Origin of the sequence: Nitrospira sp. (assembly GCA_015709715.1) — a bacterium.
Classification (GTDB): domain Bacteria; phylum Nitrospirota; class Nitrospiria; order Nitrospirales; family Nitrospiraceae; genus Nitrospira_A.
Genome location: CP054184.1, coordinates 424,523 through 447,759, shown reverse-complemented (window position 1 = coordinate 447,759; position 23,237 = coordinate 424,523). Strand labels below are relative to the sequence as shown.

The 23,237-nt window shown below is 55.6% G+C and carries 22 protein-coding genes and 1 pseudogene; 3 read left to right on the top strand and 20 right to left on the bottom strand.

The annotated features are described in order from the left end of the window. Positions 1 to 576 precede the first annotated feature (576 nt). The 9 genes and pseudogenes from HRU82_02095 to HRU82_02055 all read right to left on the bottom strand — a co-directional run bounded on the left by HRU82_02095 (position 577) and on the right by HRU82_02055 (position 9,669). Positions 577 to 1,659, bottom strand: coding sequence for a transglutaminase family protein (locus tag HRU82_02095; GenBank protein QOJ33810.1), 1,083 nt, complete (start codon positions 1,657 to 1,659; stop codon positions 577 to 579). A gap of 594 nt (positions 1,660 to 2,253) precedes the next feature. Further along, positions 2,254 to 2,529 carry a hypothetical protein gene (locus tag HRU82_02090; GenBank protein QOJ33809.1) on the bottom strand — a complete coding sequence of 92 codons (276 nt, stop codon included), beginning with the start codon at positions 2,527 to 2,529 and terminating at the stop codon, positions 2,254 to 2,256. Further along, positions 2,526 to 2,672, bottom strand: a complete 147-nt coding sequence (locus HRU82_02085) for a hypothetical protein (protein ID QOJ33808.1) — start codon at positions 2,670 to 2,672, stop codon at positions 2,526 to 2,528. Before HRU82_02085 ends, HRU82_02090 begins: the two co-directional genes overlap by 4 nt. A gap of 238 nt (positions 2,673 to 2,910) precedes the next feature. Next, positions 2,911 to 3,243: a PilZ domain-containing protein gene (locus HRU82_02080; GenBank protein QOJ37082.1), complete on the bottom strand. Its 333-nt coding sequence runs from the start codon at positions 3,241 to 3,243 to the stop codon at positions 2,911 to 2,913. A 559-nt stretch (positions 3,244 to 3,802) separates the two neighbouring features. Further along, on the bottom strand, positions 3,803 to 4,447 hold the full coding sequence (locus HRU82_02075; GenBank protein QOJ33807.1) for a hypothetical protein: 645 nt from the start codon (positions 4,445 to 4,447) through the stop codon (positions 3,803 to 3,805). A gap of 499 nt (positions 4,448 to 4,946) precedes the next feature. Then, the gene (locus HRU82_02070) at positions 4,947 to 6,035 is read right to left on the bottom strand and encodes a DUF1036 domain-containing protein (GenBank protein ID QOJ33806.1); all 1,089 of its coding nucleotides are present in this window, start codon (positions 6,033 to 6,035) and stop codon (positions 4,947 to 4,949) included. A 69-nt stretch (positions 6,036 to 6,104) separates the two neighbouring features. Beyond that, positions 6,105 to 7,028 (bottom strand): hypothetical protein, encoded by a 924-nt coding sequence (locus HRU82_02065; GenBank protein QOJ33805.1) that lies wholly within the window; start codon positions 7,026 to 7,028, stop codon positions 6,105 to 6,107. A 1,313-nt stretch (positions 7,029 to 8,341) separates the two neighbouring features. After that, positions 8,342 to 9,327 (bottom strand): annotated as a pseudogene (locus tag HRU82_02060) (IS481 family transposase). Positions 9,328 to 9,435: 108 nt separating this feature from the next. Then, complete coding sequence (locus HRU82_02055) at positions 9,436 to 9,669, bottom strand: type II toxin-antitoxin system VapB family antitoxin (protein QOJ33804.1); 234 nt, start codon at positions 9,667 to 9,669, stop codon at positions 9,436 to 9,438. A gap of 619 nt (positions 9,670 to 10,288) precedes the next feature. On the opposite strand from HRU82_02055, the gene HRU82_02050 reads away from it, so the two are divergent. Beyond that, complete coding sequence (locus HRU82_02050) at positions 10,289 to 10,627, top strand: XRE family transcriptional regulator (protein QOJ33803.1); 339 nt, start codon at positions 10,289 to 10,291, stop codon at positions 10,625 to 10,627. Between the two features lie 326 nt (positions 10,628 to 10,953). Here HRU82_02050 and HRU82_02045 read toward each other — a convergent pair whose 3' ends face one another. Continuing rightward, the gene (locus HRU82_02045; protein ID QOJ33802.1) at positions 10,954 to 11,892 is read right to left on the bottom strand and encodes a DUF72 domain-containing protein; all 939 of its coding nucleotides are present in this window, start codon (positions 11,890 to 11,892) and stop codon (positions 10,954 to 10,956) included. Between the two features lie 109 nt (positions 11,893 to 12,001). Further along, a complete protein-coding gene (locus HRU82_02040; protein QOJ33801.1) occupies positions 12,002 to 12,142 on the bottom strand; it encodes a hypothetical protein in 141 nt (46 codons plus the stop codon). Positions 12,143 to 12,240: 98 nt separating this feature from the next. Between HRU82_02040 and HRU82_02035 the strand changes: the two genes are divergently transcribed. After that, the gene (locus HRU82_02035) at positions 12,241 to 12,756 is read left to right on the top strand and encodes a thermonuclease family protein (GenBank protein QOJ33800.1); all 516 of its coding nucleotides are present in this window, start codon (positions 12,241 to 12,243) and stop codon (positions 12,754 to 12,756) included. Here the strand turns inward: HRU82_02035 and HRU82_02030 are convergent. The 3 genes from HRU82_02030 to lexA are packed head-to-tail and all read right to left on the bottom strand — an operon-like array spanning position 12,753 to position 17,546. Beyond that, positions 12,753 to 15,782, bottom strand: a complete 3,030-nt coding sequence (locus tag HRU82_02030; protein ID QOJ37081.1) for a DNA polymerase III subunit alpha — start codon at positions 15,780 to 15,782, stop codon at positions 12,753 to 12,755. The two genes, HRU82_02035 and HRU82_02030, sit on opposite strands and share 4 nt — an antisense overlap. Before the next feature lie 4 nt (positions 15,783 to 15,786). Then, on the bottom strand, positions 15,787 to 16,971 hold the full coding sequence (locus HRU82_02025) for a hypothetical protein (GenBank protein ID QOJ33799.1): 1,185 nt from the start codon (positions 16,969 to 16,971) through the stop codon (positions 15,787 to 15,789). A gap of 29 nt (positions 16,972 to 17,000) precedes the next feature. Continuing rightward, positions 17,001 to 17,546, bottom strand: a complete 546-nt coding sequence (gene lexA, locus HRU82_02020; protein ID QOJ33798.1) for a repressor LexA — start codon at positions 17,544 to 17,546, stop codon at positions 17,001 to 17,003. An 862-nt stretch (positions 17,547 to 18,408) separates the two neighbouring features. Between lexA and HRU82_02015 the strand changes: the two genes are divergently transcribed. Further along, on the top strand, positions 18,409 to 18,963 hold the full coding sequence (locus HRU82_02015; protein QOJ33797.1) for a hypothetical protein: 555 nt from the start codon (positions 18,409 to 18,411) through the stop codon (positions 18,961 to 18,963). 562 nt (positions 18,964 to 19,525) lie between these two features. Here HRU82_02015 and HRU82_02010 read toward each other — a convergent pair. From HRU82_02010 to HRU82_01985, 6 genes are all read right to left on the bottom strand, one after another. After that, positions 19,526 to 19,741, bottom strand: coding sequence for a hypothetical protein (locus HRU82_02010; GenBank protein ID QOJ33796.1), 216 nt, complete (start codon positions 19,739 to 19,741; stop codon positions 19,526 to 19,528). Between the two features lie 24 nt (positions 19,742 to 19,765). Then, positions 19,766 to 19,921, bottom strand: coding sequence for a transposase (locus HRU82_02005; GenBank protein ID QOJ33795.1), 156 nt, complete (start codon positions 19,919 to 19,921; stop codon positions 19,766 to 19,768). Between the two features lie 438 nt (positions 19,922 to 20,359). After that, on the bottom strand, positions 20,360 to 21,688 hold the full coding sequence (locus HRU82_02000; GenBank protein QOJ33794.1) for a TonB family protein: 1,329 nt from the start codon (positions 21,686 to 21,688) through the stop codon (positions 20,360 to 20,362). 46 nt (positions 21,689 to 21,734) lie between these two features. Continuing rightward, positions 21,735 to 22,208 carry a hypothetical protein gene (locus HRU82_01995; GenBank protein QOJ33793.1) on the bottom strand — a complete coding sequence of 158 codons (474 nt, stop codon included), beginning with the start codon at positions 22,206 to 22,208 and terminating at the stop codon, positions 21,735 to 21,737. Positions 22,209 to 22,618: 410 nt separating this feature from the next. After that, the gene (locus HRU82_01990; GenBank protein ID QOJ33792.1) at positions 22,619 to 22,801 is read right to left on the bottom strand and encodes a DUF2384 domain-containing protein; all 183 of its coding nucleotides are present in this window, start codon (positions 22,799 to 22,801) and stop codon (positions 22,619 to 22,621) included. Positions 22,802 to 22,888: 87 nt separating this feature from the next. Beyond that, complete coding sequence (locus tag HRU82_01985; GenBank protein ID QOJ33791.1) at positions 22,889 to 23,131, bottom strand: AbrB/MazE/SpoVT family DNA-binding domain-containing protein; 243 nt, start codon at positions 23,129 to 23,131, stop codon at positions 22,889 to 22,891. Positions 23,132 to 23,237 lie beyond the last annotated feature (106 nt).

Below are 23,237 nucleotides of genomic sequence, written 5' to 3'. Positions count from 1 at the left end.
TAAAGCGAGGAGATGGCTCAGATTCTTCTCGGTCACACGTAGTCCAGCGTGGGGCAGTGAGTAAATCGATATCTTTTCGCTCAGAGATCTTCAATTAAACCGACAGCTTAATAGCAATTTGTCGAGGGGCAATTGTACTCCCGTTTGGCGAACTCGCGCGAGATGGGATGGAAAGAATTGGTGATGGGGCACAGCCGCCCGGCAGTGAGAAATACTGGTCTGAAGGGGGAGTCCTTCACGGTGCCGACTCCCCCTTCCAAACGGCGAATCTACCGAAACCAGACCAGGTCGATCCGTTTTGTGGTGCACGTACAAAACTGTACTAAATGCATTGGGCGTCCGGCACAAGAGGCAACGCCGCTCGCAGGACTACTCCATTGCCGTCGCGGCGGCGGTCCTAGCAACAGTTATGATGAATCGTGGCCCCGGCGACTAGCAGTGCAACCATAGCTTTACCCGTGTGTTGGGGGTTGCGTAAGTCACCAACACACTCGATTTGGTGTGAGCTTGGCTCTCTTGGTGGTCTGAACTGGGCCGCCGACAGGGAATTCGCGCAGGTAGCGCTCGTGATACGGCTTAATTGAGCGTGAGCAGGTGCCCCGCTCGATTCACAGCTGTCCTGGAGGGAGCCGTCACGACGTTCGGCATGAGCTGTCCTGGATAGGCTTGACCTTTGATGGACGGATCGAGCGGCAGGCATTGGGTGCCATTGACGACGTATGTCTTGATGGGCGGCAACGTGGGTGGTACTGGTGGGAGCTGATACCGTACCGTGAGGGCCAATTCAATTGGTGTCTCCTGACGATTGTAGGCCACCAAGGGCGCGCCCACTGGGATCGCACAGGTCGAACGAAAACTGGTCATCTGTTCTCTCGAGCATGACGGGTAGGTCCGATAGGCACGGTGCTGCTGAATAGCCTCGACGTCCTGCTGCGAGGGGACCACCATCCAATCCAGTGGACCACTGGTGTGGAGATCGATATCCACCTGAAGAGGCGTGGTGGCGGTGAGCGTGGTCACTGAGAGTGACCAAGGCTGGATCCAGCGCGTCTCTTCCCGCAGGACTGGCGGTTGTTGGATGGCGTACCGCTGTTCAAGCGTGGGGACGATCGTCCGTGAGTCGACCTCGCAGGCCATGGTATCGGCATGGTCCTCTGTGAAGACGAGATAGTTAGGAATGCCGACATTGTCGAGGAGTGATGCGAGGAGAATCGACAGGTCTTCACAATCTCCCGCGCCAATGTCGAGTGTCGCCTGTGGGGATTGAATGTGCTCCCGGGCAACAGGATCGGCCAAATAGCCGATCTCCTGTTGAACGAATCGATACAACTCCGTCAGCACACATGTGCGATCGCCGGCTGGACAGTCTTTGACTTTTCCATAGGCCAGCGCCCGAAGCCCATCGGATTCCGGCACGATGGCATCCAGATACCGCTGATAGCGATGGGCTGGCGATTGGAGTGGCGTGCGGGGACTGACGGGGACAGGGGCTGCCTGCTGCGTGGTCGGCGGCGCTTGGTTCGTGACGGTGTGCGTCAGGCGGTACCACGACCCTAGCCCGATCAGCACTAATCCGATCACCAGGACTCGGCGCGTCGGCAAACGAGAAGCCGGCAGGGGATCCCGGTGGTGCATGTATGCTCGATCGCGGACGCCCATGGGTCTGTCCTATCAAGAACATGAGGGCTCGCAGCCTCTCTGCGAGCCACGGGAGCTCATACCTGCCTCCGCGGCATTGCTCGCGGCATCCATCGCACCCTATCACGAAGAGGGAGAATGGCCCATGATTTGCGCGATTTGGGGCCTCATCGCCGTCGCGACGGCAAGCGGGACCCTCGGACTACCGTCAGGGCTCAGTAGAGACGCGCTGATGGATCTCTCGGGCACGGGTCCTGACTCGATGTCCACCCCTGGCAGTCAGTGCTCCGACGACACGGGCAAGAGAGGACCGAGGATTGGGAAAGCTAAGCCCATCTGCATGGCACGCTTCCACCGCTCCTGGATGCGGCACGTGCCGAGTGCTTGCGGGTCTAGTGGGGTGGTGAGCCTGATGCGGCTTACACCAGTTCAGGAGCTATCCCTACTTCGCAGCATCGAAGTAATCCGGCGCGAACGTCCGCCCACACTGGTTACAGTGCCATTCCGGCCGCAGAGGGGCGCCACGCCGACCGGGAACGTCTGGCCTGATCAGCAGACGTTCTGGGACGACGGGGGTCTGGCAGATAGGGCAGTAATGGACAGGCTCCTCTGGGTTCATGGCACACCGCTAAGATGGTTGGAGGCATCGCCTGGAACCTCCACGCACCAGTCTTTGGTCTTGGTCCCGCCGTCATAGGGTATCGCTAGCTCTTGCTTGATCAAGACCGCGCTGAGATGCTGGCCATTGGCGATCACCCTTGGGTCGATTCTGAAATGCTTGTCTCGGCTGGCGTTGCGGAGATGGATGGTTTCGGCTTGGCTGAGGATCGAACGGACCACGTCTCTCGCCTGGCGGGCGAGCTGTTTCTCCCGTTCACAGTGCCCCTTCATTTCTTTGGTATAGATTGGGCGGCTTCTGAAGGCTTGAAGTGCTCTGGAAAGCGACCGAACACCCACACCATGACCTTCGGGAAAACCTTGGCAAGAATTCCGGTTCCGACAACCATCGCGGTGAAGGCAATGAGGTGGGTCATAGGCCCTCTCAGGAATGGCTCAATACTAGCAGATACCGGACACCAAGGCCATCCCCACATTCCCCGGCGCTGGTGTCACTATTGGGGGAGGGTCAGCATTCGTCTGAAAGTTGAACTTTCCTTCCCACACAGCCCCCAAGGCTTTTCGCTTGCCTCCATGACCTCGGTCGCTGAAATTGCGGGATGGGCTGGCTTGCCGCTATGGACTCACGCGAGCCGGCGGATCTGACGAGGTGAGCTAGTGAGCGTGCCGAAGGTACCGTTTCAAGCGGACGGCCTCCGGTGTGTCGATGGCATCGATGCGGAGCCCAACTTCTTGCCCGCGGCTCCACGCCACCACCGCGCTGTGGACGTGGATGCTCTCGTCAGCTTTGTCCAGATGAAGGATGATGGTCAGTTCCGTCCCTGCCGGCACGGTCTTCTCTGCATCGATTCGGCATCCCGTGGGCGAAAGGTTCCACACGACCCCCCGGCTGCGAGTGTCCTCGTTCAGAAAGAAGGCCGTGCCCTGGATGGGAACGCGGCGATAGGTTCGGAGACGGACGCGTTGCGGTGTAGCCAGGAACGGCAGTCTACCGGATCAAGTGGCCTCAGGCGATACCCCATTGGGATGAAGGAGGTCAGGGACCACGCGCCAATGGCCGTGAATATCGCCAACCTTAGTAGCCCATACCCAATGCGTGTGATTCCGTGACGAGCGCATCAAGGGCTTGGCAGCGTTTTCGATCAACGCTCTGCTTGTCGCGCATGAGATCCTCGAGAAGGATCCGGCGCTGTGTCCCCACTGTCTGATGCGGGATCGTGCCTGCTTCGAGCAGACTCACGAGAAAGGGTCTGGAGACGTTCAGGGCGTCGTCAGCTGAGCCTGAACGGGCAGGAGGATGACACCGTTTCCTGCCGCCATCTCTGCCAGGAGATCACGGAGCAGTTGGATCGCCGATGTCGGCAAAGGGAGTGTGTGAGAGGCGTTTAACTCTCCCCCAATCTGGAATCGAAGAGGCCCAAGACGATCGCGATAGCTGGCCAGCGCCCGACAGGCTTTAGGTCGTCGCCATGGGCACCCTCCTACATTGCCCTGAGCAGTCCTATTTCAATTCGAGTGGGGCCGCGATCCACGCCCCGCCCCACCATCACCGGCCCGTCGTGCGCGACAGTTCGCCCAGCGCGGTCTGCGTATAGCCCGTGCCGGTAAACACTCCCGCCAGCATGGAGGCGCCCTCAGGCAGGGTGCTGTACTGAATTGCGCCACGCCCATCGCGGAAAGTTTTGTCACCGGTCATGTTTGCGGTGATGGTAATGACGAGGCCGTTTGGTGTAAATGAACCGTCATTCTGTTTTTTGACGCCTAGTCCTTGCAGCATGACCCGTTCACCAACGGCCTCGCTTCTTTTCAGTATATCATTGTGAAAGCCGCACCCGTCCCGGGTGATGACCCCCTTCGCCGTCAGTTCGTCGCATTTTTTCGCCGCCGCTTCCGGCGTGTTCTGGATCAGCGTTTCGTCGGGCAATTCGGGCTTGCGGACGTCGTACATCTTCACATCCTGCATCCGGTCGGCGACGCACATTTTCGCTGCGGGCGTGCCGATGGGCTGGTCGGCCTGGATGACGTACCCGACTGTTGCGAGGCCGTTTGTGTCGAATGCCCCGGCCGTGAAGATGTGGCCGATCTGCTTGTCGACGGATTTGGTCGTGCCGTCGGGCTGTTGTTCGAACAGGATGCGCTGGTTGCCGAAGGCGAGGGAGCGTTGCCCTTCCGCTTTCAGTGCTTCCGTCATTGTGGCGGGCGTGGCACAGAAGCCGACATCGGCACCGTTCGCCGTAGCAGGGGGCAGGCAGGCGAGGGCAGACGATGCAGCAATCGCCGTGAAAAGACCTGTCAGTGCATGTCCCAGATCGCTGGGCCTCCTGTCCTCCCACGGCCCGTTGAGGCGTGGCCATCCCCATGTCGACACATCGCTTGCTCTGACACGGCATGCCTCGACGGGCCGACGATGATTTGTTCGCCTCGTGTCTTTCTAAAATGTTTCGCGGAAATCATCGGGCAGCTCAATCTTTTTGTCAGTCGATGAGGTATCTCCGTCGATCATGGGCTTTTCCTCTATATGATCGACGGAAGACGCGGCCTGAGAACTCCCTGACGTTTCGTGTGAAGTTTAATAACCAAGCTGAATGGGGAGTCTAATGGTATGCCGACTCCCCGTGTGTTTACGCTTGTATGACGAGATAATAATGCACTGCAAGATTGAATCAGATCACGTCAAAGCCCGTGTCATGTTAAAATGATTCCTTGAAATCATCTTCCTTCTCAGCCTCTTTATTGGCCGACGAGGCATCTCCGTTAACTATGGGATTTTCCTTTAATCTAATCACAGGTGCGAGATGTTGCTTTCCCCGCTGCACGTATAGTGCAATCAGATCTTCGGTTTGAAATTGCTTAGTACATGCGCGCAGCTCTGGTATGTCTTTTGGCGTACACTCTTTGAATATATCGTAAATGACTGTCTTGATTCGATCTCCTTTTAAGAGTCCCGACTTCATTGCCGGGCTACCATCGGCGACGGACTCGATTTGCAAACCTCCGAAGAACTCTTTTCCCCATGCCTCTCCTGCATCCCTCTTTTCCTCTAAAGTATTTTGGTTCCCGAGGGTTCCTCCAAGGAACGCTCCGATCTTTGCACCCATAGGAGTCATGTCAATAACGGTGATGCCAATCCAGCCCGGTTTCTTTGGAGGAGGGGGCGGCGCGGGAGGAGCTGGCGCCACTGGGGTCGCCTCTTGCTCTCTTTGTTTAGCTGGCGGGCTCTTTTGTTTATATCCAGGAATGGCAACTAACCTCGCAGACGAGGTAGCGGGAATGTCAATTGACAAATCATTTTGACCAGGAACGCGCCAAATGCTGAATGGAAAGGGCGCCAGAAAGTATGGGGATGGGCAATCTTGAGTGGGGCGTCCTGACTCTTCATACTCGAAATTTTTTAGTTTTACGCAAAATGACCACCCAGATTCCTTAAATATACCGCTACTACTTCCCGGTCTATATGTCGCAATGCCCGGGTTCCCATCAGAATCATATTGGATGAATGTCAGATAATAGGTTCCAGGCTGACTTCGGTAATCAACTCCCTTACACCTTCCACGATCGACCCCATACCATCCATCCCCTCGAAAGTCGCCACCGAATAAATTCCAATCGGCTTTGACAACGGCGACCAGAAATTTGACGTTCCCCGTATTGCAAACCTTAATGTTTGTATACTCGACCTCGTACGCTTGAACGTCCTGCAGTCCGACAAAAATAAATACCAGCATTATGGCAAGGCGTAGAAGGAGGGGAACGTTGCTGTAGAGACGAAGACGGTTCATGGTGACACTCCAACAACTAAAGCCATGGTCTTTCTTATGTTCAGAGCGTGCCTAGCAGGGTTCGTTCGGTTAACACAGTGACTTCCAGGTGGCGCAATCCCGCCAGTATTTTTCGCGCTCCTTATTGAACTGCTGTTGCCTGTCGTAATCAGAGGGAACGTCGTTATCAGAACCGGCCGCTCCAGACGACGACCGATCTTTTCCAGAACTCCCGTTCGAGAGAGCTCCTAATATGCCCAGGAACAGAGCGGCTCCTCCAATCCATTGCGGGATGTCCTCGTTCATCGATGGCGGCGGAGGAGAAGGGTTCCTGGTGGCAGTGTTCCTGAGCTCAGCGATCGCTGCAGCTCGCAGGGTTGCGACTTGTTCATCAGACAACCGTTGCAAGGACATGTAGTTGGAAAGGACATTTTTCCGAAAAGCCGGGTCGCTGAATAGCGCTTGGAGATTCTGCGAAGTGAGACTCCCTTTCATCAGGATGCCTGCACCGGTGTCACCAAGGGTCACTCCATGACGAGCGGCGATTCGAGTGGATTCTTCCCACTGTGGATTCTTCTCGTGAAGGTCAAATAGATTCACGGCAAATGTCCTACCATCCGTCCGTAACTCGTAATACTTATATATAACCTTTCGCGGATTCGCGGGATTATTTACATGCTCTGCCCGAATCACAAGAAAATGCTGACCAGGTGCATCCGGGGTGTTCAGTGGGAGTATCGACAGGTTTTCGGACGAAGGGGGAACCGTGTATGCGTTGGCTGCTAAAATCACTTTTGTCATCTCGTATTGATATCCCGATGCTTCCGCAATGCGCCAAATATCATTGTCAAATTTTATGATCCCCTGTAAGCCAGGGACTCTCACGAGGTGGTTGGGATCGAGTGAAGGAGCGATATCGCTTTCGAAGCATGCCGATAAAGTTAGGGCGTACAGGCACAAGAGTGCAAACTGGAGTGCCTTACGTCTACGGAGTTGTTTAGGACCGTCTTGCATGGGATGCCTCCTCTTTAGAGTTCTGACGTCATTGTCCGACTATGATCAGCCACAGAATGGACGACTCCGCCCAGGATGTTGACCTATCGAAAACAGTGTTGCCGGGAGTGAGTAGACGGTTCGTTATGAGATGGCCGGTCGTCATCGAGAGACACTCATGTTGTGGCGATGATGTAGACCGTCCATAAGCCTGCCAGGACCAGTCCCATGACGACAATGTATTTGAGCCACGTTAGTATCCAGCGGAAAGGGCCTGTCAGGAGCTTGCCCATGAGGAGACCGACTAGAGCACCGACGGCCCCTGACCAATACCAATCAAGAGTCGTCCAGCGGTACCCGTAGTACCAGATGGCACCCCAGGCTCCGAACACGGCCAGCGACGCTATGCTTTCCTCAAACTGGAATGGACGTGTGCGCTTCGATGTTTGCGATTCGGCGGTAGGGGAAGAGTGCGGACGGGGAGGACTATAGGGTTCCGGGCGATAGATGGTGCCGATCCCACCGCAGAAGGAACATGATTTCCATACCGCGATATCCCGATACAAGCTGCCGCCCCCTGGATTCGGCACTTGTTGAGTAGTGCTATAGCGCCCTGTACCGAAGCAGCTGGGGCAACGTGTTTGCGGCATCGACTACACCCCTGGATCTCTCGAGATTTCGTGCTCAGGTGTAGTTGAAACAGCTACGAAAAGCAACGGGTCAGGTGGATTTCTGACGATGCTAAAATACTTCCATTTTTTTAAGGGAGGGAGTCAGTTGGGCAAGGTAACCGTAAGAACGGCGGAAGTTGGTCGTCAGCGTATTGGCGAGTCGCCACGCCTACACCGGCCACTCGCCGAGTCCGGAACGACGAAGAGATACACGAAGCCTCAACGCGTCTGTGGGGAATCCCGTTTCGTTTATGGTGAACCTTGAAGGTTTGTTCCGAAGATCGAAACTGGGCTGACAACTGGACAGGGGCAATAGGGTTGTTCGCTAGCGATCTTCTAAACTATTGATCTGATAAGTGGTCCAAAAAGGCTTAGGGGCATTGAGTCATGCGCTATGGATGCTCATTTGCAAATTAGCGCTACGATGACTGGTGCGCTGCATGCATCTAGCAAACTGGCAGCAGGTCAAGGTCCACCATAAACGAGCGCCATGTATAAAGCCATGCTGCATTTAGCAAAGCAATATCAAATCTCGATTTGTGAAAGATTGAAAGACAAACGATTGGACACATCTTTCGCCCAAGAAGAGGAGTCAATGTTAATTACAGGTTGATTCATTCTGGTTATAATGCGCGAGAATTTCAACCGCTTCATGTGTGAAGATCACGGACATCCTTTCAATTCTGCTAGCCGTTGATCAACCCCAAATTCGCGTACCTTAGCGCGTTCCTGTTTGAGATGGTAGTTGGCTTCCACTTCCTCTTGGTATGGGGTGGTCTCCAGGAGTTCACAGCAGCGTCCCATGGGTGTCTTCCCGCCCAATGCGCTGTGAGGGCGATGCCAGTTATAAAAGAACTGCCACTCCTCTAAAAGGTTAGGAAGCAACGGATCCTTGAGGTCCACGGTGGAATAGAATTCCATCCAATCGGTTTGCTGAGAACGTTCGACCTTGCCATTGAGATGGGGGGGCTCGGGGACGGTTGGGCCGGAACTTAATGCAATACCGTTGCAGGATCTCTTGGAACGCCAGCCAGAAAAATTCTCCCCCGGGGTCCGTTTGGACCCGCTGGATCGGAAACGGAAATTCTTCAACCATGCGATGTTCCAGAAAGTGGACCGCATTGCTGGCGGTGCGCCTGGGGTACAGGCCCAGCACGCGGAGACGCGTACAATCGTCGATGGCGGTAATACTGGAAGCGCCCCGTGCTGACTTTCATCGTATCGACCTGTACGCGATCGCCAGGCAGCGGTCGGCTATACCGCCGTGGACTCTCTGGCGGTCGCCTGCGTACCAGTGGGGCTCGCTCATGGGCATAAAGGACCTTCCAGATTGTGGCAGTGGACAAGCGAAGATCATGATGACGCAGTAATTCGGCTTGGATGCGTTTCGGGCCAAGCTTGCGCTCATCGCGTAGGGCTAAAATCAGGTCGATACGTTTCTGATCCAGGACGCGGCGGGCTGAATGCTGCGGTCTTCGGCTCAGACTGACGAGTCCCGCCTCCCCCTTCGCCACAAACCGTTTCCACCAGAGTCGTAAAGTCGGACGACTGATGCCGCAGTGCCGACAGACCAAGCCCGCATCTTTGGTTTCGGCATAGAGCTGAACCCAGACCCGTCGCCGTCGCAACTCATCTTGATCGCCATTCACGGTGCCGGAATATACCTCAGTTCATTGAAAGGATGTGTGTGATCCCGACACTTCATGCGGCCAGTCCTTTCGTTGCGGACCGCCGAAGCCTTTCAGGCTACTCTCGATTTAGCGTGCTGTTGTTTTCGTGGGAGGAGTCAATACAGACAGTCGTTCTTGGCGTGATTCATCTAAACTGCCTTCCCAATGTATTGCTCCTCGGAGCTTGCGCGCTTTCCTTTGGCGGTAGACTCGGACAAGCATTTTCAATCCAGCCTCGACGGTTTCGCGTTTGGTGCGAGCACCAGCTGCCTTCATGGCCTGGAGCATCAATTTATCGTCGATCACAATATTGGTTCGCATGAGTAGACACTCAGGATAATATACATAACGCCGCCTACTTGTAGGTCTATCCTACAGTATGACATGCACGCATGTATGTCATGCGTATAGCGTCCTCCTTAGTACTCTTCATAAGTATCATCGGATCTGATTTCAAAAAAGGAAAGAAGGTAATCTTCTTTCAGAACGAGTGCCACTTCGGTTGCCTCGGAAGGGAAGAGTTATCTTCGATGTAGTATGCAATTGAAAATATATGCTGTTAAAGACATAATCACTCTGTGGCGTGAGATGTCTAATTTGTGCGGACTTCGACCTGAAGTTGAACGAGCTGATCATAGGGAGGGCCAGGACAAGCTGCTGACCCCTCTTCACCTTCTTGAGCAATTCGGCCCTGTATTCGGACGCCTATGAGCCGACATCTTAAAAGGCACCAGCATGCAAACATGAAGAATCTGAGGTTCAATGCTGCGGATAGGGTCTGGTGCCTTTCGCCTGTGATCGCTGCCGCCGGGCCCTCATGCTCATTGCCGGAGACAAGTCAGACGATAGTATGAAGCGTTTTGCAAAGAATTGGTCCGCAAGGCTCACGATACGTGTGACCGGCGTCTCGGTGCGACGGTAAGCTCAAGGGACTAGTATTATGACTACCACTCTGAAAGATAAGATGAAGAAGCTGCCGGCGGCGCGCCGGAAGAAGATTGAAGCGCGTGCGGCTGAACTCATCGCGCATGAAATGACGTTGTGTGAATTACGCCAGGCCCACAGACGCACCCAGAAGCGCATTGCAGAGACTCTTGGTATCCGACAGGAAGGCGTCTCCCGCCTCGAAAAGCGCAGCGATCTCTTGATCTCAACACTGCGCAGCTATATCGAAGCCATGGGTGGTAGTCTGTCGATTATTGCAACATTCCCGAATCATCCACCTATTGAAGTCGCAGCTGGCCATCAACGCCGAAAAAGGGAAACAGTTCGCAACTGATATATAGGTTCCTTGACGATTATCGAAAGAGACTACCTACAGACACGCGTCTCGACGCCGCCAACTCTCCTCAATCATATCTTGGAAACGCATTGATCCTGTTGCGCAACTCACGCATACCCTCCAGTATAGCCGCATAAGGCAGACGCCCGACGTGTCCCTCAAAGGGGGACCAGCTTCGCCATAGGCACGCGATGCCTCGTGATGGTAATCGTCCTCCGTTACACACCTGTTCAAGCAGGGTCATCGCCAAGCAGGCCTAGTCTTCAACTCGACGACGGTCTGACGACCCCACCTCTGGATGGCTCCTTGCCATCGCAGTCCCATCAACTCCGCAACATATCGACGAGGGCTTGAATAGTCAGGGGGGCGTTTCCCTCCGTCCGATTGTTCACGAGCACATAGGCTCGAATCTTTCGGCTCACAGCGTGTTTGACCAAGTCCACCGTTTGAGCCCGCATCTCCGGTAACTCACCCACAATCTTGTCATACGGTGCGGCCCGCTTCTTTGCCGCCTCATAGGTCATTCCGAGCGGCGTCAACAACCGGAGGACGGTGAAGGATGCCGTGAACTCCTGCATCCGCTGGTGTTGCTCAGCCAGACCCGGCATGAAACACCAATGATTGTAGACGTGGGCCACACCATGCTTTTTCAAGACCTGGTCGTAGCGTTCGCCGAGCAATCCCGCGTTGCGTAGCTCCACCGAATACCGAAACTCTTTCGGCAATGCACCGAGAAGGTCGTCGAGTCGCGACAAAAACTCATCTGCCGACAAGCCGTGGCGTTGAAACTCGAAGATAAACGGCCCGGCATGCGGCTGGAAGTGTGCGTCGCGGTAGGGCTTGAGCACGAAGTCGATAAACGTCTTGGGATCGAGAAACGTCGGGTTCCGTTGTCCGGCATGAGGGCCATAGCGGGGGTGCTTGGCATACACCGGGATGGTGATCTCCTCCCACACCTTGGCACACATCTCAAAGTCCTCGGGGATCTGTGTGAGATAGCGCCGCAATTGCGCAGTGGTCGCCGGTCGGTAAAAGCTGGAATCCACGCCGACGGTCTTGAAGAGCGGCTGACCTTTATAGAGATACTGGCAATATTCGCCAAGACACTCGCGGGTAAACGCCGTTGGCGCATACGTGCGGCGATAGATTTGTCCCTGCCACCCTTCATACGTCCAGGTGGAGGTGCCGAAGCGGATCAGGTCAGGAACTCTAGATGTGGTAGGCGTCCCCGGAGGGTCGAAAGGCAATTGAAGTTCATTCATGCGTGATGGCTTTCCCGCACGATCCGTCGAGCGTGTTTCGCGGCACTCCGGCGGCAATACGTTCAATCGTTGCGCGGTTTCAGCAACTTCAGAATCTCATCGAATTTGTTCAGCAAATAGAGTCCGTATCGGTCACAGACGTCTCCTCCGACCTCGCTTCGATGTCTTCCTTCAACGCCTTGCCCATTTCTTCTAGCCCATCAAGACGTTCCTCAATCGTGTGGCGTCGATGATCTGTTCTATCCTCCATGCGTCTCCTCTCTGATTGCTCCGTCGGATGCCCCAACCGTTGCTATGCTCAGCAGGTTGAGCAGTGTACACTCCTCCGCCATGAGCACTCCACGGTGTGTGGCCACGTTTCGCAGTTGTATCTTGTTCCTTGGCCTGATCTGTGTCCCTATCCTAGCCCATGCCGAATTTGTGGGAAAGGTAGTCGGCGTCATCGATGGTGACTCCATCCGGGTGATACACGATGGCGAAGCACAACAGATACGGTTACTTGGGATTGATTGTCCCGAAAGGTGGCAACCCTTCGGCGCACGCGCGAAGGCATACACCTCGGAACTGGCCTTTGGTCAGACTGTCACCGTGTATGGGCAGAAGCGCGACCGCTATGGTCGAATATTGGCCGAAGTATTGCTTTCAGATGGCCGCAGCCTGAATCAGGAAGTCCTCAAGGCCGGATTGGCTTGGTGGTTTAAGAAGTATTCCAAGGACTTGAGGCTGGGAGAGTTGGAACGGCAAGCACAGGTGATGAAAAAGGGTCTATGGGTAGAACCGCATCCGGTGCCGCCTTGGGAATGGAGAAAAGGCATGCGCTCGGCTCGTAACCATAGCGGACCGCAAGAAACTGAGCGGCGTTAGAGCCCTTGCGCAAGGGAAGCGTCCTCCCGCTGAGCTTCAGGCGACGAGCAGAGCCGCAGGTCGGTAACCGTCAGGGTGACCGTGGCAAAGTGTTCTTCAACGAGGCCGGTGACGAGATAGGCCTGGTTCGAGGCAAGCAGATGACAATACTGGCGGTAGGTGCGAGGAAAGAAGGTGGCGTCATACAGGCCGGTTTGATCCTCGAACGTCGCGAACTCCATCGGCTCGCCTTTCTTGGAGGACACGATTTTTTCCGTGACCAGCCAGCCCAAGAGTGTGATGGTCCTTCCGACGTATTTATTGAGTTCACGTGCCGAACGGTATGCGGCTTTTCCCACCACTTCCTTCACCAGGTCCAAGGGATGCCGGCTCAGGGGAAAACCGAATAGCTCCCACTCGTGCGCCCATTGTTGCTGCGGTGAATATTCAGGAGGGATTGGCAGATACCGGTTTCTTTGTCCGGCATGAAAGGCTACGAGTCTCCACATGAGACCTGGGCGAGTCAGGTCGCCGGCAATGGAATCGACACAACCAGCCTTGATGAGCAACTTGGCCTGAGCCACATCCGGGTTCACTCGATCCAGAAAGTCATGCAGCGAGCGATACGGGCCGTGTGCCTGGCGCTCGGCGACGATTGTCTTCACCAACTCCTCGCGAAGGGTTTTGATCTGCATGAATCCCACTCGAATGGCCTTGCCGCATCCTCGATAGACCCACTCACTGGCATTGATGTCGGGGGGCACAATCCTCAGACCCATGCGACGGGCTTCTGACAGATAGGCGAAGGGCGAATAGTAGCCGCCTTGGTTGCTGATCACAGCGGCGATGAATTCCGCCGGATAATGCGCTCGCAGATAGACTGATTTTATGGCGACTTGGGCATAACTGGCGGAATGCGGCTTGCAAAAGCTGTAGCCCGCGAAGCTCATCATCATGCTCCAGGCATGGTCGATGACCGGTCTCGGGATCTGTCGCGCAAGAGCGCCCTCGTAAAACTGCCGCTGATAATCCTGTACATGTCGAGCTTTATGCTTCTTACTCAATACCTTGCGGAGTTGATCGCCGTCATGGGCGGAAAACCCGCCTAAGGCCACCGCGACCTTCATCACGTCTTCTTGATACACCATGATCCCGAAGGTGTCCGCGAGAACCTCGTCGAGCAGGGGATGCCACGATCGATACGGCTCTCCATGGGCTCGCCGCACGAAGTCATCCGCAAACACGTTGGCCGCCGGCCGGATAATGGAGGAGACGATGACGAGGTACTCGAAGACATCGGCGACCTTCCGTCTTGCTGCTGGCATCAGCGTCCAGAGTTTCTTCAGCAACAGTCGGGATGCTGGGGATTCGATATGAAAACAGCCGATGGTGTTGCCTTGCCGAATGACTTCTTCGGTGGCCACATCTCCAATGGGATTCCACTGGGCATACTCAATCAGGAGGCCGGTATTGCGGTGGATCGCCGCAAGGGCGTCCCGAATGACCGCCAGTGAGCGATTGCCCAGGAGATCGATCTTGACCAAGCCGGCGTCTTCCGTTTGGTCCTTCTCCCATTGAATGACCGGCCAGCCCGACGCCGAAGTTTCGACCGGGACATAGCGACGGATTTCGTCGGGGACGAGGACGACTCCTCCCGGGTGCAAGCCGAGATTTCTGAAATGGCCCTGAAGTCGTCCCGCCCAAGAGACAATCTCTGGCCACGGTGACCGAAGGTTCAACGCGCGACACACTTGCTGGGCCCAGTGGTCCAGGCTGGAATCGCCAGCGACTTCCACGAAATCGGCGCGTCGATGCAGGAGGGCCAAGCCCCTCCCGATCTCGCCTGCTGGCAGCCCATGCACTTTCGCGATCTCGCGCAGGGCCGCGCGCAACGCGAGGGTGTTCTGGTTTGCGACCATGGCCGCCTGACGAGCGCCATATCGTCCAAAGACCCATTCGAGAATCTTCGGGCGCTCATCCCAGGGAAAGTCGATGTCGATGTCTGGAGGATCATGCCGGCCGGGATTGAGAAATCGTTCGAAGAGGAGATTGTGCCGGATGGGATCGACGTGCGTGATGCCGAGGCAATAGGAGACAACGGAGGCGGCCGCCGATCCTCGTCCGCACGTGCGCGGAGATTGACGCACGATTTCATCGACGACCAGGAAATAGTCGGCATAGCGTTTTTCCCGAATCACGGCGAGTTCCTTCTCGATCCGATCCCGGACTGTCTCGGAGACAGACCCATAGCGCCATTGGGCTCCGTCGTAGGTCTTGGTGCGCAAGGCGTCGAAGGCCTCGCCGGACGCCATCTGCCGAAAGGAGGGAAACATCGTCGCGGTGAAATCCCAATCGGTGTGGCACTGTTCGGCGACGCGCTGCGTATTGCTCAGTGCCTCGGGCATATGCGGAACGTATCGTGCGATGACGGCGGGCGGCATCAGCCAATTCATCGGGCCACAACAGCGGTCCGGCTTCAAGCGTGATAACGTCGTGTTGTCCGCGATGGCCCGTAAGAGTCGATGGCCTTCAAAGTCGGACTGATGGAGAAGCGCCGCGCGGGTCGTGGCCACGGCGGGCAATCCCGTGCGTCGGCTGAACACCATGGCCTCCTGCATCTGGGAACCAGGTGACAATTCGACATAGAGATCATCGGCAGCCTCGTTTCGCCAGGCCGTCAGCGCCGAGAGATCATCCGAAAGGATGACTAGCCCAGTCCGATAGCTGGCGATCGCCTGGATAAAGTCAAAGCCGGCATCCTCATGTCGGCACGAGAGCAGTCGGCACAAGTTCGCGTAGCCGTCGGGTGTCTTCGCGAGGAGCACGGCCCGTTGATCGTGATGTATGACCTGGGCCCCGAGAATCGGCTTGAGGCCGGCTTGTTTCGCGACATCAAGGAAACGGATCGCTCCATAGAGGCCATTGGTATCGGTGAGGGCCAACGTATTCTGTCCCTGTGCGCGTGCGGCCTCACAGAGGGCCTCCAAGGTTGGGACGCCCCACATGGGCGAATAGGAGGAATGGGTGTGGAGATGGACAAACTCCATCGGTTCAGTGGGTTCTCCCATACCGGATGGCACCTTCACCAAAGCGTGCATGGAGATGGTCGAGCGCCTGCGCGAGCCGTTGCGCCCGATCACGACGGCGTTGCTCCTGGGATGATGGTTCCTCAAAGAGTGAGACCTGTTGCGCAAAACTCGTCAGATGAGTCAGGCAGAGGGTCATCTGTCTGAGCCGGATGCGTCGGCGAAAGGCTCGAGAAAAGACTGTGTGAAGCGGTCCAGCCAAATCGATCTCCCAGCAGGTGTCGGGAGTGACCTGCGTCTTGGCTGAGACGTCCCTGTGGTCGCTATAGCGGATCATCAAAGACATCCCGCCGCAGACGCGACGCTGGCTCCTCAGCGTACGGCAGAGCCGCTGGAGACTCTCGGCCAGCCGGCCTTCCAGGCGTCCATCGTCTACCTCGTCCGGATTCAGGGCCACGGTGTCTTCGAGCGACGGCTGGACCACCGGCGCCAGGACTGGAGTCGGATCAATACCTTGTGCCCACCGTACGAGTTGTCCGGCATCCTGTCCCAAGACGAGTTCGAGTGCGTCGAGCGGACTGTCCGCCACATCGCCCAGCGATTGAAGATTGAGATCGTCTAAGTGTTTCAGCATCATCCGCATGCACGGGCGGTGCACACCGGGCAATGACCGGACGGACAGGGGGGACATGAAGAGGCGCTCCGATCCGTGGCGGACATCGTAGAGTTGGGAGGGTTCGACGAGGGTGGCGGCTGTTTGCGCCACGAGCTTGTTACTGCCGACTCCTGCCACCCCCTCAAGGTGTAGTTGACTCAACACGTCCGCTTGCACGTGCGTGGCCACATCGCAAGCCGACCCGAATAGGCGGGTCGTGCCGGTCACGTCCATCATGACCGCACCCGGCACGTAGGGCTCCCACGCTGGGGCGTAGCGGTGGATGGCCGTGAGCAATGTCTGGTCGGCAGTCGCGACCTGCTGTGGGTTCGGCGGGCAGATTGCAAGGGACGGGCAGTGGCGTCGCGCCCGGTCAAGAGACATTCCAACATGGAGGCCTTCGGCCTCAGCCTCAGGAGACACTTCTTTCAGGGTCGCGCGCGGGGAGTGGAGATTCGCAATGGCGAGTGGACGAGTGCGAAGCGGCGGATTGATGAGTCGGGCTAGCGCCACTTCGAGAGAGGGAATGGCAAAACAGACAATCTGCCGCTCCATGGTGGTGGTTCTCGCTGTCGCACCTGTGTCTATCGTCGCATATGCCGAATGACGCCCACGACCACCCCCTCAATGTGGAAGCTGTCAGCCTCCCTCACGGTGATGGGCTTCATCGTCTCGTTCGCTGGATGCAACTCGATCACGCCTGCTTTGCGGTGGTAGGTCTTAATCGTGGCCTCGCCATTCAACAGCGCAATCACGGTGTCACCGCTTCGCGCGGTATGCCCCTTCTGCACCACCACCACATCGCCGGGGAAAATCCCGTCATCGCGCATGGATGTGCCTTTCACGCGCAAGGCAAACGTCTCGCCTCGCCCCAGCATGGTTTTCGGGACTTCGACCCGTTCCGTTTGAGGGATAGGTTCGATCGGATCGCCTGCCGCGACGATTCCCACGAGCGGGATGTATGAGGGTGCTCCGAGTGATGCGAGTGCGACTTCCACGACACCGGGAATCCGGCGCGAGCCCCCTTCATAACGGACGATCGCCAGGCGTTTACGTTTCAATTGGTCGGCGAGGGCTTGCTGCGTCAGACCTAAGGACAGGCGTGTCTGTTTGAACTCGTCAGGCGTCATGTATCCAATGGATACATCAATTGATGGGCGGCGTCAAGACCGAAGGCAGGGAACGCCGCTGGCACAAGATCAGTTCGGGCCACAACCGCTTCGTGTTAGCGACTGGGGCACCACGTTCGCTGTGAATAACTATGTCATGAGTTATATGGCAGCTGGAGGCTCATCGCGCGAGTCGCCAACCAAGGGTTATGCCTAGCACTGTCGCCCGTCATCGTAGTGGAAGAAAAACACAAATAGCCGTCAAGCCACAAGATATAGCGGTCCACAGCCAACCCGAGGGACCGTGCACATTTAATAGGCAATCTGTCAAAACTGCTCTCCCAAAGCAGCCGTTCGTAGACATTCCCGGCGATGTCCCCAGGATTGTCCACAGCGTTTGGGGAAGCCCCGCTTGCGTATCGGGCTGACAGCACCATGAGCCGGAGTCAATCGATGGTCGGCTATCCGCCATCATCTGAGTCATGGACGAAGCTGTACCAGCCAGCGCATTGCGAGTGAAGTATTTACGGGTGCCATGAAGTTGGCTTTCCCCTGGGGGGAGGCCTATCAGGTCGTCGCGGCTCGATTCATAGCGGGGCTATTGGGGGACCGCCTTATAGGTGCGTTCCAACTTCGCAGCCTCAGCCTGCGTTTTTGGAATCGTTAGCCGGTGCTCTGCTCGCTGTGTTCGATCAGTGATGAAGCACACGCGATGGACCTACCGAAGAGATCGGCATTGTTGTTGCCCCCGTGAGACCTGCTACCCTTGTCGAGTCGAAGTACGGCACGATCCTCGCCGCATCGGTGGATGCTCTGGGGGAATGGGCTTCGTGACGGGCATGAACCGTGAGTCGCTATCGGTGAGGAACCGGAAAGGCGAACTGTGATCGATTGGGCGTTGCTCTTCGTGACCTGCTCCCCGCGCTATGCGATCTATCAAGCGATTCCGAGTCATGTCTTTCGGGCGGCAGGACTGGAGTCTTGGGACCAGGCCGGTCCCTGTTTGCGCTCTCGGGACGGGCACATCAGGCAGCAGGGGATATTTACCGCCATGCCGCAGCATGGGGTCGGTCCTGCCATGGGACGTCTGCACGCCTCCTTGCCGGTTCCAGTCAAGCAGCTGGCTGAACGGTCATTGCTCTATCGTGCGCTGATTTATATGCGTCGCGCAACCACGGACGAGGATGTGGCTGGTGTCCAAGGGATTGTCACGGAGGCGGCGACCGAACTGCGGTCGAACTATCCCGGCATCCAATTCCACGTCATCGTCTGGGACTTCAGTCAGCAAGAGAACCCGACTGAGCGGGCCCTGATTACGGCCTTGCGGTCAGCCGGGCTCAACTGCATCTCGTGTCGGAGCTGCTGCCCGAGTATTTCGCGCACCGGAACGACTACATTCTCATCCTGCCGACGGCCATCCGAATGCCCGAGCGCATGACGCGCTCGCCGGAGCGCTGCTTGAACAGGTCATACACGCTTCACAGGGTTCCTAGAGGCCAAGGAACTGATCTGACGGCATTGCTGTCCAATGATTTGACATCCTCCCCTGACTGAAGTCAGAGGATTCCATCGTGCTTCTCTCAGTCAGCGAGAGCGGTTCACACTTCGTCGGCGAGTGGCTCCACGTCCGGTGGACGCACAGCTCCCAAGAGGCCGTGTCTGAGATCGTCGCTCCTCTTCTCTGTGTCTAATTTCATGGAAGGGCTATATACTGCGCGGGAAGTGGCATCTGGGAAGGCAACAAATGGAGGGATTATGATTGGATTTTTAAAGTCATCACCATATCTATATGTAGATTGCGTCATCTGTAATCGCAAGATTTCTCTTGCGCATGAAGAGGGTTTAAGTGCTCCTAGTTATCACAATATACGGAGGGGACATGAACACGTAGCAGTTTGTGTTCCCTGTATGCGTGAGATAGTGGAATCTCACCTAAACAAGTTATGACGGTAGATAACGCGAAACGCTGCGAAGCAATATTGAATGCCACGCACGCGGCGTTAGCTGTTCGGATCTTGAGCGTGTGCCGCAAACGTCTGTGTGATCAGACGGAGTGCTGATTTGGTGAGCATCCGCTCCAACGTCTCTTCTGTGGTCTTGAGCGTGCCAGCCAGGGCGGCGAGTGTGGTGCAGCGCGGGTGTTTGGGCAGGTAGCCACGGCCGTAGACTTCCAGCTGTTTCCTAACCGCCCGTCTGGCACGTGATCGGCCAGGCATCGCAATCCAACCGCGACGATAGCCTTAGAAAGTTTGTTCTGCAATTCCGTATTGTCGGCACAGATCGCCGATCGGGGTGTCGGACTCGGCTTGCCGAATGGCATAGACGGTCTGCTCTTCCGAGAATTTCGACCGCTCCATCGATCCACTACTTTCGTCGAGGACCGCCGAAGGCGTCATTCTACTCTCGTTTTAGATCGCCGTCGTTTTCCGGGGAGACGTCACAAGGACTTGTCAATGATGTCAGCGTGCTATATAGACCGCAAAATGTGGTGGCAATTGCGAAGGGATGAGTCCCTAGGTCACCAGCCCTATCTGGATAGTTATCCTTCTCCCATCTTTATTCGGAGCATTGCTTAACTCATATACCGAGCAGAAGCCGCCCGATCCGGCGACAGCGGGACGGGCGGAACAGGGTCCGTCTTAGTAAAACACAGGGGGCTAACAATACATGAGGCGTTAATTGGGATGGTGATGGCCTTCGCTTAACTTATTCTCAGTTCTCGTAGATCGGCCGCTCTGCGGAAGGCTATACTCATGTGCACAAAACTTAGAAGAGATAAGCAGGCCACGGTCACCTAGAAATGTGAGGTTTACGAAAGACCGTTATTACGCCTACTATTCATCTTGAACCAGCTCTGGGAATCTATCCGTAAACGTTTGACCTAAGAACTCGTACGCTGGCCTTCGGTCGGAAGGAGTCCGGATTTCCACAGCCCGCCACGCTTCACTGAGATCCGCTTGCATTTTCTTTTGAAAAATTACGGTAAAGCGTCGTTTCTTCGTGGTGACAGAAATGGAGATAGTTGGGGTTTTCTCGTCGAGTACTTGGAATTCCGCTTTGCCGCCTCCGTTAATGGCGGTGCAGAATGTTCTCCCCAGTGTCATGGTTTCAGGTCTTCCGGATAAGCCGGAATAAACTGGTTCATTCCGGAATCGTGGCGGCATTCCCCCTTTGGCGATTTTCCCCTCGCACAGCTTGTCAAACTGTCGAAACTTGTTCTCAAAGGCGATCTTCTTTGAGATGCCTTCTGCCTTTGTCCTGATATCGTCATGTAGGTTTTCGACGGTATCTACAAGATTCGAATATTCACGAGAATAGCGTTCTACGCGTCCAAGCCGAGGCAGATCCCTCGTTATCCGTTGCAGCGTCTTAAGCCCGTCCTCGGATTCCGGGACTTGGTGTATTGCATTAAACATAAGGCTGAGCTGGCTCTCGCAGTCGCGAAGCTCTTGCTCGCTGAACATAGTGGCCTGTTCCTCAGCAGGCTTATTGCTCGATGGAGTTTCTAGATAAGTTGCGGCCTCGCCTACGGCAAAAGTAAAGTAAGCATCGAAATAGGAATCCGTCAGATCGGGAGGAAAGGGTGGTAGCGGGATGGCGGCCTGCACCGCCCGTTGCGCGGCCATATCGTAGTAATCGTTACCCGAAGACTTCTCAATAATCACCGATCCAACCCGGCCATCACGCTCCAAATTGAACTTCACTATGGTGGTCAAGGCTTTCCCTGAAATATCCACAGGCGGTGCCGTCCAGAAACCACGGATTCTTGCGTGCACACGGGCCAAGTATGGATTCGCTCCCGGCATGCCCTCCACGCGCAACCGGCTTTCCGGTGTGCTGCGCGGCACGCTAGAGGTCAGAGGAGGAGCACTCGCAACAGGTTGCGCTTCGCGGAACATCGGTTTTATCTCTCTCGTCGGTTCAGAATACTTCACCGGGGGGGAGGTTTGAAGGTTCTTCAGGTCTTGCAACTCTCGATTGAGATCGCTGGAGATTTCATCTGCCAGGGACTCGCGCTTGGACGGGAGTCTAGGGGCCGCAGACAGCAGTTTATTACATGGCTTAGAGTAGTCAACTGATGAGCTGCCGAACGATTCACCATTTTCGGCCAGTGTCTGTTGAGGCGACATGACTATATATGCCGCGAACAGCAGTGTGGCCATTAATGCGCACCGAGCAGAAATGACCAAATGCCTATTAAGGCTAACCCTATTGCAGCCGATCTCTTCCATCTCTACACCCCGCTGCTTTTTCAGCCTGGCTGCAAGTCTTCATTTTCTGTGCTCTTGGTTCCATTTTTCCGGCCAACATATCCGCCATTGTCCTACGTTGTCCCTCATCAAAGGTGGATTTGTAATCAGTGAGTTTGTAATTGTCGTAGTTGTAATAGATGCCGAAATTGAATCCCTCGTAGGTCCGCTCTCCTACTTGAGTGTGTACATTGGCGTGGCATTTGTACTCTGAGCTATTTTTGCTAATGTCGGAGACAGAACTCACTCGCGTTTTGATTAGCGGAGCCGTCTCGGCCGGCCATCCATTCTTGATTAATTCCTTAGTAGCTACTTCGCGCAAATCATTTCTTGCTGCGACATTGCCGCAACTAGACCCGTCAAACGCCGGCCAGAGTAGAGAACATGCGACGACCTGGCTACTGAACACCATGGTCGCGACGATTGCTACCACACGGTTTGTCATTATGCACTCCAGTTCGGCCAAACTACCGCTAAACGCTTCAAACTCCGATTGGATGGAGGGATATTAGCCTGTTGCGAACCAATTAGAAAGACGTCGGGGCTTTACTTTAGCGCGCTGAGATGTTCATTTTTGTGATTATAAAAAGTATGATCGATGGGCAGAGCCGCTGATGACGAAGGCTCCGCCGCCTGCCACGCGGGCGCCTCTTGGGGGTAAAGGGAGTGTCGTCAGACTCCCCCCGCCTTTTCTAGCCACTTAATCAGACTCTCGCACCTCGAAGGTTTGAGAGACTGCTCGTTTCCCCATCCAACTGAGAATTGGAGCGTAGAATGCCCGAGGATGTCGCCAAGGCAGGAGGTGCCCCTAACTTAGGATCTAAGCCCGTTCAGGGGGGTAGGTCAGCTATAGACCCCGTGCTCAAGTCGTCCGAGGATGGTAAGCACCGACTGGAAACCGGTATCCGTATCGATCATCTCTAGGGGAGTCTTCTGGGCCAACGCGCGGTTGGGCCGGTTCAGCCACTTCCAGGCTGTTTCCGGGTCTCCAAAAACATCCTCGGCTCTCGCTCGAAGACTCGCCACCCGAGAGGCTCGATCTCCTGGGAATTCAGCGCTACTGGTTGGGGAGATCATCATCGCTCCATTGTCGACGACGTGCCATAAACGGTTTCACAGAATTTCATTTCCCATCGGTCTAAATTCTTCCGTGGCGTGTTTGTTTTTGTTAGTCATACGGGCAAGAAGCTCTGATAGCGTGTATTTCAGTTGTCGAGCAGGACGAGAAATGATGATTCTTTCATTTGCGACCACGATCTCGACAATCTGATTTTCTCTGAGACCTGCCTCCTTGAGAACAGGTGCCGGTAATCTCAATGCAACGCTGTTACCCCACTTCTTTAACACGGCTTTCATTGGAGGGGTTCCTTACTTTTGATCGTCAAAGCCACCTAGGCCCGACAATAGCTCTTGAAGGGCGGCCATGAGATTGGCTTACTGTATTGTTAACAGTCAGCCTTAG

Excerpts from the sequence above, each read along its gene's own strand:
- HRU82_02095 (QOJ33810.1), bottom strand. The coding sequence starts at position 1,659 with ATGGGCGTCCGCGATCGAGCATACATGCACCACCGGGATCCCCTGCCG.
- HRU82_02090 (QOJ33809.1), bottom strand. The coding sequence starts at position 2,529 with ATGAAGGGGCACTGTGAACGGGAGAAACAGCTCGCCCGCCAGGCGAGA.
- HRU82_02085 (QOJ33808.1), bottom strand. The coding sequence starts at position 2,672 with ATGACCCACCTCATTGCCTTCACCGCGATGGTTGTCGGAACCGGAATT.
- HRU82_02075 (QOJ33807.1), bottom strand. The coding sequence starts at position 4,447 with ATGACGGAAGCACTGAAAGCGGAAGGGCAACGCTCCCTCGCCTTCGGC.
- HRU82_02070 (QOJ33806.1), bottom strand. The coding sequence starts at position 6,035 with ATGAACCGTCTTCGTCTCTACAGCAACGTTCCCCTCCTTCTACGCCTT.
- HRU82_02065 (QOJ33805.1), bottom strand. The coding sequence starts at position 7,028 with ATGCAAGACGGTCCTAAACAACTCCGTAGACGTAAGGCACTCCAGTTT.
- HRU82_02055 (QOJ33804.1), bottom strand. The coding sequence starts at position 9,669 with ATGCGAACCAATATTGTGATCGACGATAAATTGATGCTCCAGGCCATG.
- HRU82_02050 (QOJ33803.1), top strand. The coding sequence starts at position 10,289 with ATGACTACCACTCTGAAAGATAAGATGAAGAAGCTGCCGGCGGCGCGC.
- HRU82_02045 (QOJ33802.1), bottom strand. The coding sequence starts at position 11,892 with ATGAATGAACTTCAATTGCCTTTCGACCCTCCGGGGACGCCTACCACA.
- HRU82_02040 (QOJ33801.1), bottom strand. The coding sequence starts at position 12,142 with ATGGAGGATAGAACAGATCATCGACGCCACACGATTGAGGAACGTCTT.
- HRU82_02030 (QOJ37081.1), bottom strand. The coding sequence starts at position 15,782 with ATGGAGTTTGTCCATCTCCACACCCATTCCTCCTATTCGCCCATGTGG.
- HRU82_02025 (QOJ33799.1), bottom strand. The coding sequence starts at position 16,971 with ATGGAGCGGCAGATTGTCTGTTTTGCCATTCCCTCTCTCGAAGTGGCG.
- lexA (QOJ33798.1), bottom strand. The coding sequence starts at position 17,546 with ATGACGCCTGACGAGTTCAAACAGACACGCCTGTCCTTAGGTCTGACG.
- HRU82_02010 (QOJ33796.1), bottom strand. The coding sequence starts at position 19,741 with ATGCCTGGCCGATCACGTGCCAGACGGGCGGTTAGGAAACAGCTGGAA.
- HRU82_02005 (QOJ33795.1), bottom strand. The coding sequence starts at position 19,921 with ATGACGCCTTCGGCGGTCCTCGACGAAAGTAGTGGATCGATGGAGCGG.
- HRU82_02000 (QOJ33794.1), bottom strand. The coding sequence starts at position 21,688 with ATGGCCACACTGCTGTTCGCGGCATATATAGTCATGTCGCCTCAACAG.
- HRU82_01985 (QOJ33791.1), bottom strand. The coding sequence starts at position 23,131 with ATGAAAGCCGTGTTAAAGAAGTGGGGTAACAGCGTTGCATTGAGATTA.